Below are 14,248 nucleotides of genomic sequence, written 5' to 3'. Positions count from 1 at the left end.
ACTAAAGGGAGTCCCGAGGCGGGAGTGTGCAAGAACTTGGACACGGTGTGCGTCTATATCGCCCCTCTGAACTCGGTCGTGGCGGCTCGCGGAGGCGATAGCCGGCCACTACGACCGCCGGCGCCCTGTTCAGCCGGTGGGCCGGGGCGCTGTTCCGGCCGCCGAATCGACGGGTAGGCGGGACAGTCCCAGTCGGGCGGAATGCCGTGCCAGCGGTGCGAGCGTCTGCTCCGCTTCCTCGGACCGGCCGGTAAGCCGCAGCGCTACGCCGAGCAGGAAACCGGCGCGCAGTGCGGCGAGCGGTCTGCTCACCGCGTCGATGCCGGAGGTGAGGGTGCGCGCTCGCTCGACCGCCTCGCTACGGCGTTCGGCGTTCGGGTCGGCGAGCAGCAGCCGGATGGCGGAGTCTTCGTCGCATTCATCGATGAAAGTCGCTATCCCGTCCCTGCGCTGGGGCGCGCGTCGGCGCAGGATCGCCTCCGGTTCGCCGTGCTCGAGCTCGAACCCAAGTCGGACCCGCTCATTGCGCACCCGTGCGGCCAGGCGCGGCAGTGCCAGGCGTTCGGCGTGCGCCATGCCCTCGTCCAACAGTCCCCGCGCGGTGTCTTGGTCACCCAGCAGCGCCCGGACTCGCGCGCCCGTCGCGTAGGTGGCCATCATGAAGTCGACACCGCCTCCGCCTTCGGTCGCCAGCCCCCTGCTCTCTTCGAGCAGCTCGGCGGCTTCCTCGAGATCACCTGTCTCGTAACGTAAGTCGCCGAGCAGGGCGCTTGCGAGACGGGCCGCGTGCGAAGTGTTCCCCATGGTGGCGCGGGCGGTATCGAGCGCTGTTCGGAACATCTCCTCGGCGGCCGGGAGGTCGAGCTGTTCCCTGGCTGCCATTCCGCCGAAGCAGCAGCCGTAGACCCTGGGAAACGGACCGGTCGCCTCGTGATACGGGGTGGCCCACTGCTGCCAGCGGCGGGCGGCGTCGAAATCGAAGCGCTGGATCGCGGCGTAGGTGGCGATATTGCCCGCCGCTCCCGCCACGAACGGCGAGAAGGCCTCCGGCCGCGCCAGCGCGTCGCCGATCAGCCGGTCCAGGTCGGCAACCCGGTCGGCGAACATCTCGCCGACGCTCGTCAGGACGTCGGCCTCGGTCCGCATCTGCGCGCGTTCACTCTCGGGCGGGGCCGCCTCGTCGAGGGCGGCATCGAATCGGGCCAGGGCCGCCGCGGTTGGCCCCGGTCGGCGCAGGACGAGGTTCACCCAGGTCGCGAGCAGCTGGAGCCGGGGTCGCGTGCGGCTGGCCCGCACGGGCAGCTTGGCGAGAATGCCTTGCAGCAGCGATATCCGCGATCGCTCCAGCAGGTATTGGCCATCTCGCTCGACGAGGTCGGCGGCCCGGTCCTCGTCCCCGGCCGCGAGCGCCTGATCGACCGCCTCGTTGAGCAGGTGGTGCTCTGCGAACCAAGTCGACGCTCGAAGCCGCAGGGCGGGGATCTCGTCCGGACGCTCGGAGACCAACCGTCGCCGCAAGTACCCGGCGAACAGCTGGTGATAGCGGAACCATCGCCGCTCCGGGTCGGCCCGCTGCAGGAACATGCCTCGGTCTTCGATGTCCTCGAGCAGTTCCTGGGCGTGATCGTTTCCGGTGAGCGTGGCGGCGAGGTCGCCGCAGACGCGCTCACAGAGCGAGGTGAGCATGAGGAATTCGAGGGTGCCGGGGTCGAGCGCGCCGAGCACGTTCTCGGCCAGGAACTCGCCGATGTCGGGGTGCTCGGCGAGCCGTTCGAGCAGACGCGCGGGATCCTCGCCTGCGCGCAGCGACAGTACGGCCAGCTGAAGCGCGGCGATCCAGCCGTCGGTGACGCGCGCGAGGGTGTCGATATCGGCCCGGTTCAGCCGCAATCCACCCGCTTCCGCGAGAAACTCGCGCACTTCGTCGCTATCGAATCGCAACGCCGTCGCGTCGATCTCCACCAGATCGCCGTGCATGCGCAGTCTGCTCAACGGCAATCCGGACCTGGACGTGCTCGTCACCATGATCGGCAGATGATGGCAGCCGTGTTCGAGAAGGAATCGGACCGCGGCGACCGATGCCGGGGCGTTCACCCGTTGCCAGTCGTCGAGCACCAGGGTGAGCCGATCCTGCCGGGTATGCAGTGCGTCGACGAGCGCGGTCAGCATCGCGCGGGTGGGGTCGGGATGCGCGTCGAGAACATCGGCGAGTTCATCGGCGAGCCGCGGGTAGGCCGAGCGGAGCGCTTCCACCACGTGTGCGAGGAACCAGGCGACATTGTTGTCGTCCTCGTCGACGGTGAGCCAGGCTACCGCCGCGCCCTTACGTAGCAGCTCGTCGCGCCACTGCGCGGCCAGCGTCGTCTTGCCGAATCCGCTCGGTGCGTGGATCCAGGTGAGCCGGGTGTGTTCGTTCGACCGAAGCTGATCCAGCAGCCATTTCCTGGGGAGAGGCGTCCGTGGGAGGCCGGGCGGACGGTACTTCGTCGCGGGAGTCGGTGGGACAGCGTCTCTTTCCCGTCGACTGGACGACACCTCAGCGGGTGCGACCGACGACCGGTGTGTGGGCGGCAGAACCAAGGAATCGACCGGACCGCCGGTACGTTCCTGGACCCGGCGCAGTTCCTGGCCGAGGCTCGCGGCGCCCGCGGGCCGGTCCGCAGGCTCCGTGGCCATCGCGTGTTCGATGGCCGCACGCACCTCTTCCGGCACGTCCCGTTCCCCGAGATCCGGGACGGGCTGCTCGGAGACCCGGAAGAATTGCGCCATCACCTGCTCGCCGACACGACGTTCGTAGGCCACGTGCCCGGTGAGGGAGCAGAACAGAGTGGCTCCCAGGCTGTACACGTCCGAGACCGGCGTCGGCGGCGAGCCGCGCAGTACCTCCGGCGCGGTGAACGCCGGCGAGGCAGTGATGATTCCGCTGGTCGTGCGGAAGCCTCCCGGTATTCGCGCGATGCCGAAATCCGTCAATTCCGGCTCCCCGTATTCGGTCAGCAAGATGTTGCCCGGTTTCACGTCGCGATGGAGGATCCCGGCGCGATGCGCGGTTTCCAGCGCGCCCGAGATCTTCACTCCCAGCCGCAGGACCGCAGCCCACCCGAGCGGTCCGTCGTCCCGGATGCGCTGCTCGAGCGAGCCGTGTGCGTGGTAAGGCATCACCAGGTAGGGGTGTCCGCCGCGCGTGGTGCCGACCTGGAACACCGCCACGATGTGGGGGTGCCCGGACAAGCGGCCCATGGCTTGCTGCTCGCGGACGAAACGCTGGAGTCCGTCCGGGTCGAGTTCCGCGGTGAGGATCTTCACCGCGACCACCCGATCCAAGTCGGGTTGCGTGCAGCGATACACCACGCCGAAGCCCCCGCGGCCGATCTCCTCGGCATCGTCGAAGCCTTCGGCACTCAACTCCGCGACGATGCCCGAGGAGGGGCTGCGCTGGGTCGGCGGGATATCGCCCATCGTCGGCCTCGATTCGGGACGAACTCGCGGACGATCCGGCGGTGGGGTCGTCCTTCCCGAGGATAACTCCGTGCCTCGAGCAGCAGCAGTGGCCTGCCCTAGGGGCTCGCGGTGCTCGCCACCCGCAGGTCGGCGGGGGCGGGCGCGGTGATGGCCGTGACGGTCGACGAGCCGAAGGCGCCGAGCCGGTCGTAGAGCACGGCGGTGCCCACCGAGATGCCGTCGTACTCCTGTCGATCCGTCGCGGAGATTCCCATTTCGCCGCCGGTGGGGAGGCGGCTGAACGCCACGGTTACGTCGGCGTTGATGTATTCGAGCCCATGGGTACCCAGGTTTGCGACGAGATTGGAGACATCGGCGACGCCGCAGGCGAACTGGAACGGTGACGGTTCCTCCCCGGTGACAATGTCGATAGGCCCGTGCCACAAGCGGTTCCGGCTCCTGTTGTGGTGCTGGGCGGGATCGGCATCCCAGCCGGCGTCGTCGCTGTAATAGACGCGGGCACGGTCTTCGCTCCGTCGCCATGAGGCAGGCGGTGGCGGGAGTGCCTTGCCCGCCGACCAGCAGTCACCGGCTGGATCCGAGCCCGCTGCGAGGAACAGCGCCCTGGCCGCGGCTACGGGCTGCCCATCCTGGAGGAGGCGCGCGTCCACCAGACGCAGCCGCTTGCCCGCCCGCACGATCTCGGTCTCGACCGAACAGGGGCGCATGGCGACGGGGTGGAAGAGGTCCACAGTCCAGCGGGCGGGCCGAAGCCGGTCTGGACTGAGGTCGGCCAGGCGGCGCTCGACCGCGCGAGCAAGTACGGCGCTGACCGCCATCCCCCGCATCTGACCGCCGTTCCAGCCACTGCCGGCCGTGGGCAGAGGGGACAGGATCCGGTCGTCGGAGTCGGTGTCGAAGAACGCGGAGCGTCGCATCGAATTCCTTTCAGGGAACACTATTTCGCCAGGTGGGCAACGTGTCGGCGCGGGAGGGGTCGTCGAACACCGGAAGCGCACGTCGCATGGCAGGCCGAGCCTTGGGAGCGAGCTACCCGGCGATCGCACACGACGCGAGCCCCAGTCGACTCTTCGGTACCGCATCTGAAGCATTATGTATTATATATGCGAGTCGCTGTGCATCGTACGGCGCAGGTGGAGGAGATGGATCGCCGGCGCCGTCGGACACCGCATCGCGGCCCGACAGCTCGCGGCGCGGGCGGGAAATAGGTATGCCCCCGGTCGATCGACCGTCGCCGCAACGCCCTGATCCGGAGACCCTGGAGCGGAACCAGCCGGCACCATCCCGCGGAGGCCTGTATGCACGCGCACAATCCGAGGCACACATCGAACGGCATCAGCGCCCGCGATGCGCGTCGTGTAGGTGACGCGTTGATGATTTGCCGTTGCGCGGACTGTGACATGCTGCTCGCGCCGATGACCGCTGGATGTTCAGCCTGCGGATCCGATGATCTCGAGTGGACGCCGTCGTCGGGCGTGGGTTCGATCGTGTCTTGGCGCGCGATAGATCGCGCTCCGACGGATAGACGGGGTGGGCTGGTCCCGCTGACGATCGCCATCGTCGAACTCGATGAAGGTCCATGGGTCTACACATCCATCGAAGGGATAGTCCCCTCGCTTCCGCGCCGACCGGTACGCGTGCAGTTCCAGCCGCGTCCCTGGCACGACAGGTTTCCGGTCTTCGCGGTCAGCGCCGATCAGTGAAACACAGCCGGGGCGGCGGCAGGAGGCAGCGGCTACATCGCCCCGGGGTGAGGGCGGAGACGGCCGAAGGGTGTAACAGCTATGCGATGTGGAGTGCCGCCACGGGCTCGACAGCTTACCGCCGGCGGCGGAGAGCCACTGCCGGGCATACTCGGATTTCGGCGGCTCGGTGGCGGTTGAATCGGAAGGTGTTCCTCATCGACGCGCTGACTGTGCACGGCACCACCCAGGTCCACTCGTACACCGTCGCCGCGGACGGAAGTCTGGCTCCGTCCGGCGTCCCGGTAACCGACACCGGACTCGTGTTCTCCGACGGACCGGACACGGTCCTCACTGCGCCACAATAAAAACGATGCCCAGCGGGGAGTGGGCCGCGGGGGCGATTACGGCTACCTGTGGGTCACCCACGCTGCGCATCGACAACGGATAAGATTAAGTGCGGGATATATTTAACTTCCCACGGGCATCGTGCGTCTCCGGATACCATCCCGACCGGCCGCCGCCGTCGTACTCGACCGGCGGTCCGCATCGGTTGCTCGACAGTCCGGAGTACGTTCATGACCACCTCATCGCAGCCCCCCGGTCCGGCCCACTACGGTTCGCCGGTCGACGGCAGCGGCCCTCGAATCCCCCTGTACACCGAAGAGTTCGCCGCCGACCCGCATCGGATCTACCGCGAGATGCGTGAGCGGTTCGGCGCGCTCGTGCCGATCGACCTCGCGCCGGGCGTACCCGCCACCCTGGTGATCGACTACCAGGTCGCACGGCGGATTCTCAACGACCCCGAACACTTCCCGGCCGATCCCCGTCATTGGCAGCCGCGGATACCGGCCGGCTGCCCGGTACTTCCGCTGATGGGATGGCGGCCCAACGCCTTTCGCAACGCCGGAGCCGAACACGCCCGCTACCGCACCCCCACCGTGGCCGCGTTGCGCGAGGTAGAAATGTTCGCGCTGCACCATACGGTGGAGCAGATCGCGGTTCCGCTGATCAATGCGTTCTGCACGACCGGGACCGCGGAGATCATCACCGAGTACGCCTATCCGCTCACTTTCCAGGTGGTCAATTCGCTACTCGGCTGCCCCGCCGATATCGGCCGCCGTGCTGCCGACGCCTTCTCCGCGATATTCGACGGTGCCGAGACCCACAAGGCCGAGGCGCTGCTCATCGCGGCGCTGGCAGACCTGATCGCGCTGCGGCGTGAGGAGCCGGGCAACGACATCACCTCGCGGCTGCTGCGGCATTCGGTGCAGCTGGACCAGGACGAGATGATCGCGCAGTTGTTCAGCTTCTACGGTGCGGGGATCGAACCGCTGCACAATCTGATCGTCAACACGGTGCGCATGCTGCTCACCGAAGACCGGTTCGCGGGCGGGCTGCTCGGCGGCAGCATGACCACCCGCGCTGCACTGGACGAGGTGCTGTTCACCGACCCGCCGCTCGCCAATATGTGCACGACCTTTCCCCGGCAGCCGATGCTCATCGACGGCGTCTGGCTGCCGGCGCACCAGCCGGTCGTCATCAGCATGGCCGCGTGCAACAACGATCCCTCGGTCGTAGTCGGCGAATACGTCGACAACAGTTCCCATCTGTCGTGGAGTGTCGGGCTCCATGCCTGCCCGGCCCGATCCGTGGCCTATCTGGTCGCGCAGGACGCGGTCGATCAACTGCTCGATTCCCTGCCCGAGATACGGCTCGCGGTGCCGGCCGACGAACTGAGCTGGCGCCCCGGCCCGTTCCATCGGGCGCTGACCGAGCTCCCCGTCGTGTTCCCGCCGTCGCCACCGCTGAGCGTGGGCTGACTTCGACGGCCGGAAGTCGAGTGGGCCAGGTGAAAGCGCGGCGGCCGCGAGTACCGGCCGACGCGCTTTTCGTCGCGACATCAGCTGCCCTGACGCGACAGCTGTCCTACTTGCCCACCGCGCTGAGATCCTGCTCATCGATCGTCTTGAACGGAACATGTGTTGCGGGATGGAGGATTTGGTCGATGTGCTGCTGCACCAACTCCGGGGTGAGGTCCTTGCTCGTGAAGCCCTCGTTGAAACCGAGTACCAGCCGCTGCACTTCGCCGCCCTGGGCCTGGAGCACCTCGCCGTTGATCGCGCAGTTCTCGTGCGCCAGATACGCCACTACGGGGCTGACCAGCGAGGTCGGCAAGTTGTCGCGCATGAACTGCTTGAACTCGTCGGGCAGATCCGCCGCGTCGGACATCCGGGTCGCCGCGGTCGGAGCGATCGCGTTGACCTTGATGCCCACCTCCTGCCCCTCGAGGGCCAGAGTCCGGGTGAAGGCGAAGATCGCGCCCTTGGCGGCGACGTAGGGTGTCTGCTGCGGGAAGCCGATCAGGGTGGGGGAGGTGGTGCTCACGACGCGCCCGGATCCGCTCTCGATCAGGTGCGGCCAGGCGGCGGCGGTGACCCCGGCGGTACCGAAGAAATGCACCTCCATGTGCTGCCGGATCGATGGCAGGATATCGCGGCCGAAGGCGTGCGCCTGGTTGATGCCGGCGTTGTTGACCAGGATGTCGAGGCGTCCGAACGCGTCGATCGCGGTCTGCACGATGCCTTCCGGGTTCTCGGTGACCGAGTCGAAGTTCGCCACCGCGCGTCCCCCGGCGGCAACGATGTCGGCTACCACCTCCTCCGCCGGACCAGAACTGGCCCCGGTGCCCTGAGCGGAACCGCCCAGATCGTTGATCACCACCGCCGCACCCCGGGATGCCAGGAACTTGGCGTGCGAGGCGCCGAGGCCACGTCCCGAGCCGGTGACGATGGCGACGCGTCCGTCGAATGACAACATGAAACTCCTCAGTCCTTTGCCGGCAGCATGACCGCGACCATCGTCACGGGTTTGTCGGTGCGGTTGCTCCAGGCATGTTTGATGCCGCGGTTGATCACGGTGTCGCCGGCGCGCAGCAGGGTTTCGCCGGTTTCGTAGAGCGCGTATATCTCACCGTCGAGGATCGTGGCGATATCGATGGTCTCCGTCGCGTGCAGGCCGACGATGCCCTCACTGTCGGCGTTGGCGTCTTCGCCGTGCAGGTTTCCGATCGACTCCGCGTACACCGCGGGATCGATCTCGCTGTCCGGGGGGAAGGTGGCGAGCCGGACCACCAGGCCGTTGGCCGGCGGATCGAGTTCCACATCCGCTTTCAACGTGTCCTCGTCCTGGTACCGGCCGGGCAGGGAATCGACCCGCCAGACGTCGTTGACCGTGAACGCCGGAAGGGCCACCCGGGTGGCGGTGTTCTCGTCCGCGACGACCGTCGACTTGCCATCGGCATCCAGCCCCGCGATCACTCGCCGCGCTGTCTTGTTCAGGTGTTCGCCACCCATGACGCTCCTTTCCCGAGGTCCATGCTGCGCTCCGCCATTATATATTATATTAAACGCGCTAGAGCTAGACATCTGCAATATTAAATACTATCCATGGGTCATGGCTTCGATGATCTGATGTCGCCGACGACGCGAGGACGGCTGGGGCCGTTCGGTGTGGGGTCGAACTAGCGAAAGGAGTTGCCTACTCAAGACTGGTGTCAGGGCTTGATCCCGGCCAGGATCGAGTCTCAGGTGCCCGGTGGGAGGCTCCCTATGCGGCTGCCCCCGGTCTTGTTCGGTGTGGCTCACTAATGGCTTGCGTCCCGGCGGGTTACCGTGCGGGTGTGGCTGGAAAGGGGTCTGCCCTGGCTCGAAGTAGCGGTGCCCTTCCCCGCACGGACACCCAGTTCGTTCGGACTTCTGGAAGGACACCGTGGCCGAGACCGGTGATCAGCCCACCGTGCGACTCGTCGCGCACTGCCACCGCTGTCACGGTTGGCTGCTGTCACCGCAATCGGTGGTCCAGGGCATCGGGCCGACCTGCGCGGTTCGTGAGCGGGCCGAACAGCGCGCCGCAGCGGCACGGCAGCTCCACGACCCGACTCTGTTCGACCTCTCTCCGCCGCGGAGCAGTTGACGATCCCGTACCAGTCCACGCAGACGGGCACATACACTAGGCGGGTTCAATGGGTGATGAGTCCGTCGACGGCGATTCCGAGTAGCCGATCGGGCTGGCCGGCATCGCGGCTGTCCGTGGCGGCGAGGCCGATCCCGGCCACCAGTTGGATGAGATCGTCCGCGGACGTATCGGTTCGCACGGTGCCTGCTCCTTGTGCGCGCGTCAACAGCTTCTCCGCTGTTCGCCTGATGGCTTCCCGGCACTCGAAGTTCGAACCGATGGGCCCGGTGAGTGCGGCTGCACCGAGTCCCCGGTCGTTGCGAGCGTGGAATAGCAGTGCCCGCAACCATTCTCCGAGCGCCGCGTGCGCGTCCGGTGCGGACAGCAATTCCTCGCCGCATCCGCAGAGAGCTTCGATGCGGTCCTGCAACACCGCGAGCTGCAGCGATTGCCGATCCGGGAAATGGCGATACAGAGTGCCCGGCCCGACATCCGCACGGCGGGCGACCTCATTGAGCGATGCACGGCGGCCACCGTTCTCGGCAGCGTCGGAGGTGAGGTCAGGTGCGATACAACCCGGGTTTGTTCGGTCGCGGCCCCGGTGTGGCATCGGCACGGGAGGCGGGTTCCACAGGGCCCGGCGCGTCGGCTACGCGACGCCGACTGTCGGCCTCGGCGGCGGCTCTGGTGTCGACCTCGCGTCGCGCGAAGGCGATATCGCGTGCGCTGCGCACGGACAATCGGCCGAGTGAGGTCGCGGCGAAGAACAGGATCAGCGCTCCGAGACCATAGAAGTAGGCCAGTTGTAGCAGGGCCCGTTTCAGATCGGACGTGGCGACGGGTTCGCCCACATCCCCGATTTTCAGGGTGTCCGCCAGTATCGGCCCGATCACGAACCACAAGCCCGCCGCCGCTGCCAGCCACGCGCCGAAGCTCGCCACGAGCCGGTTGCGGCTGGCCAGCATGAGCAATCCACCGATGATCGCGGCGACGCCGGGCAATACCTGGAGCCACCCGCGCGCCGCCGTCCACACCCACGGGTCGTCCGGAGTGAACGCGAAGCCGAAATAGGGTCCGATGAACGGGATCAGCGCACCCCACAAGCCCAGCAGTAGCACCGCGAGCCCGCCGAGGGCTCCTCGGCTACGGGGAATTCGAAGGCGACGGCCGGGGTCTGCGTGAACGGTGTCGTCGACGTCTCTCATGACGCCTCCATTCGTCGAAGTAGGTGCATATGCGGCCTACCCTTTGCGCACCGACATACGCACGCAAACGCGTGCGGGTCCGCTGCCTGCGGTGATCGGCGGATTCCAAGGTCAACGGCGGCCGCGCGGACTACTCTGCCGACCGACCCGATCCCTTTCATCCCGGAGGATCGCCGTGGCCGGCCGCGCTCAGGACGGCGCGTTCCGGCAGCGTCACATTCGGCGTCGGACCGCTCGCGCCAGCCGTCGACGAGCGGGCCGCCTGTCGCCGCGACCGCGCCGCGGGTTGCCGCCTCGACCCTGGTCTTCCTGGCCACGCGCAACCCGGTGCGCCGTATCGCACTGGGGGTCAGCAATATATTCGGCCGATTCGGATCGCTCGACGACGTCTACCGCTACAACGGCATCGACACCTCGTGCGCGCTGCCCTCGACCTCACCGACTGACGGCAGCCGCTCTCGCGCCGGGGGGTCGCGCATCAGTCGTAGCGGCTCGGCGCGCATGAGTTCGCCGTTCAGGAGCATCCGGTCGACCATGCCGGCGGACGGGATTCCGGCTTGGAAGCAGGCACGTGCGCCTGAGAGCTCGCCGTGGGCGAGGGCCACCTGGAGCAGGTCTCTGGAGTGATGGGCGAAGTGCCGCGCCTTGCGGCCTCCGACCTCGGCGACTTCTTCGGCTCGGGCCAGCCAGCTCTCGAAACTCGGATACGGGTAGTGCAGGATCATCGGCGCAGTCACGGTGCCGTGCACGCCGTCGAATCCGGTGAAACCGTACTCGTCCACCGGCGCGACAGCGGGGCCGAGACGGACCGCGCTGCGGTTGGCCGGAGTGTCGAGAAAGGGGGATCGACCGCTGATCCGGAACACGGTGCACTCGTGGATGGGATCGGTCACCGGCACGGGGGAAGGGACGGCTTCGTGTCCGATGAATGTCACCTGCCCGGCGCCGGGAATCTGCCAGCGGCGGCGACCGTCGTCATAGAAGACCTCGTCTGGGCCGAGTGGCAGCAGCCATTGCATACCCGCCGCCTCGGCCGTTGCGGCGGCGTCGGCGATGTTGGCTACCTCGCGAGCAACCGTGTCATCGTTGGGTGTCGCGTGGTCGCGAAGGATGACGGGCCGCTCACCGCGCACTGCGCACAGCGCGGCCCGGACATCGGGGTCATCCGTATAGATGATGGTCAATTCCGCTTGCGCGGAGTGGAAGTCGAACCAGTCGGCCAGCTCGGGGCGCCACCGGTCGATGGTCACGCAGATCGCGGTGGGTTCGAGGGTTTCCGCGGGCCGGTTGGGTGCTCCGACGCCGCGATGCACGCGTGGCGTCAAGTCGCTGATTTCGTGCGTGACCAGGTATTCGCAATACTCCGCCCACGTGTCGATCCCACCCGCCCGGGCCGCGGCGTAATTCGGCCCGCCCACCGGTCGGGTGTGCCGGACCGTTACGGCGTCGACGATGGCGATCGATGTGGAGTCGGTGATGAATCGCGGCCAGTGGAAGTCCAGACCCCAGCCGGTCTGGGTGGCGTCGAAGGTCGGCAGGCAACGGCGCAGGAATTCCCGGCTGAAACAGGGTGCCATGATTTCGACGAAGTTCGTGTGCCGGAGGTTGAATCGTCGATCGACGAGCGTGATCTCGTGGGAGTAGTAGCTGTCCTCGGTGAGCGCGGGTTGGGTCAGTGCGAGCCGGTGCTGCGCCGCGCAGTGGAACAGCTCGTTGATGCTGGAGGTGTCGGCGGCCAGGTCGTCGTCGGGGAGCCAGACGTAATCGTATCGATCGAGCACCGCAGCCAAATCGGTCGTCAGGACATGATGCAGGGCAGGCCATTTCGGGCCTTTACGGTCGATCCTGGCCACGTCCGCCACCCGGTAGCGGTCCGGGTCGTCACCGAAATAGCTCACCACCAGATCCCAGGTACGTGGATGCGGCCCGGCCAGCCACTGCTCGTGCAGTGATTCGTCGCCCGCCCTCAGTACGACCAGGTTCCGGCGCCCCGATTCCGTCAGCACGGTAGGCCTCGTGTGCGCCCGCGCCAGTGTCCCGTCACACTGACCTCCTATGTCGCGTACCAGCCATCGCCCCACAGCGTGAGTAGGCGTTCGAAGTACGCCTCGTACTGTGGGGCGACGACGTCGGTGGAAAATTTCGAGATCGCGTAGTCACGGATTCCGCGATAGTCGAGTTTGTGGACGGCGTCAGCGGCATCGCAGAACTCGCGCAGCGTCCGGCAGCGAAAACCCTGCACGCCGTGCTGCACGGTTTCGGTGAACACACCCCAATCGGTGGTGATCACCGGGGTCCCGCACAGCATCGCCTCGGCGTGGACGCCACCGAAAGGTTCGAGATAGAGCGTCGGCACGAAAACCGCACGGGCCCGGCTCATCAACTCGCCGCGGCGCGTCGAGTCGACTACACCGACGTATTCGACGCAGTCGGCCTCGGGGACTTCCCCCGCGCCGGCGACGATCAGATTCACGCCGAGCCGCGTGCAGGTGTCGATTGCGATCTGAATGCCTTTGGCCTCGACCATCCTGCCGATGAACAGGAAGTAGCCGTCCTTGTCCTCGGAGAACGGGAAATCCGCCACGTCATAGTAGTTCGGGATCACGGCGTCGTAGAACTGGCCGCGGGCGCTCATGACGCCGGGAACACTCGCATACGAGCCGTAGACAGCATGCATCCACGCGTAGCTCTCGAACACCCGGTAGTTGGCGAACACCCCGCTGTAGCCGATGCCGAATTCGACGGTCATCAGCTCGGGGAAGGTATCCGCGATGGGCTTTTGGCAAGTGCCACCGAGAATTCCGATGAAGTCGCGCTTGCCCTTCCGCTGGGCGATCTCGGTGACCGCGCGCTCGTTGGAAATCTGCCAATGCACATCATGGGGACTCCATGTGAGATTGATGGGGTCCTTATAGAGATCGGCACCGCCGAACCACTCGGATTGCTCGGCCCTGGTGACGATCGGGACGAATTCCGCGCACGCCGCGTCGTTCTCCTCGCCGCCGTACAGGAATACCTCGTGACCGAGCTCGGTCATCATCGAGGCGAAGCGCCGATTCTTCTGCGTGTACGCGCACGGCTGATAGTGCCGGGTGGTCTCGGTATTGGGAAAGTTCACGATATGAAAGCGCATGGTCGGGCACCTGTCTCAACGATCGATGATGGGCCGGACCGACAGTGGATCGTCGCCGACGGCTTCCTCGAGGTGCTCGGGACCGTCCAGGTAGGCGGCACGTTTGCGCTCCTGCTGTTGTTGCTGACCTTGTCCGCCCATGCCGCCGCCCATACCTCCGCCCAGTGGGTAGCCGCCCATCCCCATCGGATAGGCGGCGTTGGTTTGGGTTGCGGTGGCCGGGAGTCCAGCGCGGCCGGTGTCGGTGGGGGTACCGGTCCCGGGGGCGCCGGCGCGAGGGAACAGTTTGTCGTCAACCGGACTGGCGATCCCCGCTCCGCCGCCGGCCGATCCGCCGCCGAGGCCCGCCGGAGTGATCGACCCGGACGGACCCGCCGCGCCCCATGGGCCGGACGCGCCCCACGGGCCGGACGCGCCGAACGGGCTGGGGGAACCACTGAACATGGGGCCTGAATTCAGCTGAGCCAGCATGTCCGCGAGCTTGGACAACGGCCCCGAACTGCCGAGCGGGCTGGTCGAGTTGGTCGGACCGGTCGACCCGGTCGGCGTCGGTTGGTTGCCCGTGGAGTCCAAGCCGCTTTTGGATGATGAAGGCGGAAGGCCGCTGGTGGGAGGGTTGGCGCCGTCGCTGCTGGGCTGGGGAGAGTTTCCGTTTGCGTTGGATTTGCCGTTGTTGTTGTCTCCGCCGCTGTTGTTGCCGTTGTTGCCGTTGCCGCCGTTGTTGTTTCCGGTTCCGCCGCCACTGCCTGTTCCACCGTTGGTGGGGGGTGCCGCGGTATTCGGGTCGACGAATTCGGGGACCTGGCCGG

The 14,248-nt window shown here is 67.0% G+C and carries 14 protein-coding genes; 5 read left to right on the top strand and 9 right to left on the bottom strand.

Annotation, left to right across the window (positions count from 1 at the left end; genetic code table 11):
- Positions 1-129: 129 nt before the first annotated feature.
- Both ACIHAX_RS30530 and ACIHAX_RS30525 read right to left on the bottom strand, forming a co-directional pair.
- A complete protein-coding gene (locus tag ACIHAX_RS30530) occupies positions 130-3,459 on the bottom strand; it encodes a protein kinase (RefSeq protein ID WP_397281048.1) in 3,330 nt (1,109 codons plus the stop codon).
- Between the two features lie 98 nt (positions 3,460-3,557).
- Positions 3,558-4,379 (bottom strand): acyl-CoA thioesterase domain-containing protein, encoded by an 822-nt coding sequence (locus ACIHAX_RS30525; RefSeq protein WP_397281046.1) that lies wholly within the window; start codon positions 4,377-4,379, stop codon positions 3,558-3,560.
- A gap of 381 nt (positions 4,380-4,760) precedes the next feature.
- On the opposite strand from ACIHAX_RS30525, the gene ACIHAX_RS30520 reads away from it, so the two are divergent.
- The 3 genes from ACIHAX_RS30520 (at position 4,761) to ACIHAX_RS30510 (ending at position 6,967) form a co-directional block, all read left to right on the top strand.
- Positions 4,761-5,165 carry a Zn-ribbon domain-containing OB-fold protein gene (locus ACIHAX_RS30520; protein WP_397281044.1) on the top strand — a complete coding sequence of 135 codons (405 nt, stop codon included), beginning with the start codon at positions 4,761-4,763 and terminating at the stop codon, positions 5,163-5,165.
- Positions 5,166-5,353: 188 nt separating this feature from the next.
- Complete coding sequence (locus ACIHAX_RS30515; protein WP_364437068.1) at positions 5,354-5,512, top strand: hypothetical protein; 159 nt, start codon at positions 5,354-5,356, stop codon at positions 5,510-5,512.
- Positions 5,513-5,722: 210 nt separating this feature from the next.
- Entirely contained in the window at positions 5,723-6,967 is a 1,245-nt protein-coding gene (locus ACIHAX_RS30510) for a cytochrome P450 (RefSeq protein WP_397281042.1), read from the top strand.
- A gap of 106 nt (positions 6,968-7,073) precedes the next feature.
- Here the strand turns inward: ACIHAX_RS30510 and ACIHAX_RS30505 are convergent, their stop codons facing one another.
- Entirely contained in the window at positions 7,074-7,964 is an 891-nt protein-coding gene (locus ACIHAX_RS30505; protein ID WP_397281040.1) for an SDR family NAD(P)-dependent oxidoreductase, read from the bottom strand.
- Positions 7,965-7,972: 8 nt separating this feature from the next.
- Positions 7,973-8,500, bottom strand: coding sequence for a cupin domain-containing protein (locus tag ACIHAX_RS30500; RefSeq protein WP_397281038.1), 528 nt, complete (start codon positions 8,498-8,500; stop codon positions 7,973-7,975).
- A gap of 415 nt (positions 8,501-8,915) precedes the next feature.
- On the opposite strand from ACIHAX_RS30500, the gene ACIHAX_RS30495 reads away from it, so the two are divergent.
- On the top strand, positions 8,916-9,119 hold the full coding sequence (locus ACIHAX_RS30495; RefSeq protein WP_397281036.1) for a DUF6011 domain-containing protein: 204 nt from the start codon (positions 8,916-8,918) through the stop codon (positions 9,117-9,119).
- Between the two features lie 46 nt (positions 9,120-9,165).
- Here ACIHAX_RS30495 and ACIHAX_RS30490 read toward each other — a convergent pair whose 3' ends face one another.
- The 5 genes from ACIHAX_RS30490 to ACIHAX_RS30470 form a co-directional block, all read right to left on the bottom strand.
- The gene (locus ACIHAX_RS30490) at positions 9,166-9,711 is read right to left on the bottom strand and encodes a TetR/AcrR family transcriptional regulator (protein ID WP_397281205.1); all 546 of its coding nucleotides are present in this window, start codon (positions 9,709-9,711) and stop codon (positions 9,166-9,168) included.
- Complete coding sequence (locus ACIHAX_RS30485; RefSeq protein WP_397281034.1) at positions 9,662-10,306, bottom strand: hypothetical protein; 645 nt, start codon at positions 10,304-10,306, stop codon at positions 9,662-9,664. The genes ACIHAX_RS30490 and ACIHAX_RS30485 overlap by 50 nt, the downstream gene beginning before the upstream one ends.
- Positions 10,307-10,701: 395 nt before the next feature.
- On the bottom strand, positions 10,702-12,312 hold the full coding sequence (locus ACIHAX_RS30480) for a DUF707 domain-containing protein (RefSeq protein ID WP_397281032.1): 1,611 nt from the start codon (positions 12,310-12,312) through the stop codon (positions 10,702-10,704).
- Positions 12,313-12,359: 47 nt separating this feature from the next.
- Positions 12,360-13,439: a glycosyltransferase gene (locus tag ACIHAX_RS30475; protein WP_397281030.1), complete on the bottom strand. Its 1,080-nt coding sequence runs from the start codon at positions 13,437-13,439 to the stop codon at positions 12,360-12,362.
- 15 nt (positions 13,440-13,454) lie between these two features.
- Positions 13,455-13,910: a hypothetical protein gene (locus ACIHAX_RS30470; RefSeq protein WP_397281028.1), complete on the bottom strand. Its 456-nt coding sequence runs from the start codon at positions 13,908-13,910 to the stop codon at positions 13,455-13,457.
- Between ACIHAX_RS30470 and ACIHAX_RS30465 the strand changes: the two genes are divergently transcribed.
- Positions 13,909-14,248, top strand: a 340-nt coding sequence (locus tag ACIHAX_RS30465; RefSeq protein ID WP_397281026.1) for a hypothetical protein, incomplete at its 3' end; no start/stop codon positions are given. The two genes, ACIHAX_RS30470 and ACIHAX_RS30465, sit on opposite strands and share 2 nt — an antisense overlap.

Source organism: Nocardia sp. NPDC051929, assembly GCF_044548645.1.
GTDB classification, from domain to species: domain Bacteria; phylum Actinomycetota; class Actinomycetes; order Mycobacteriales; family Mycobacteriaceae; genus Nocardia; species Nocardia sichangensis.
This window is presented reverse-complemented; position numbering and strand designations above follow the sequence as displayed.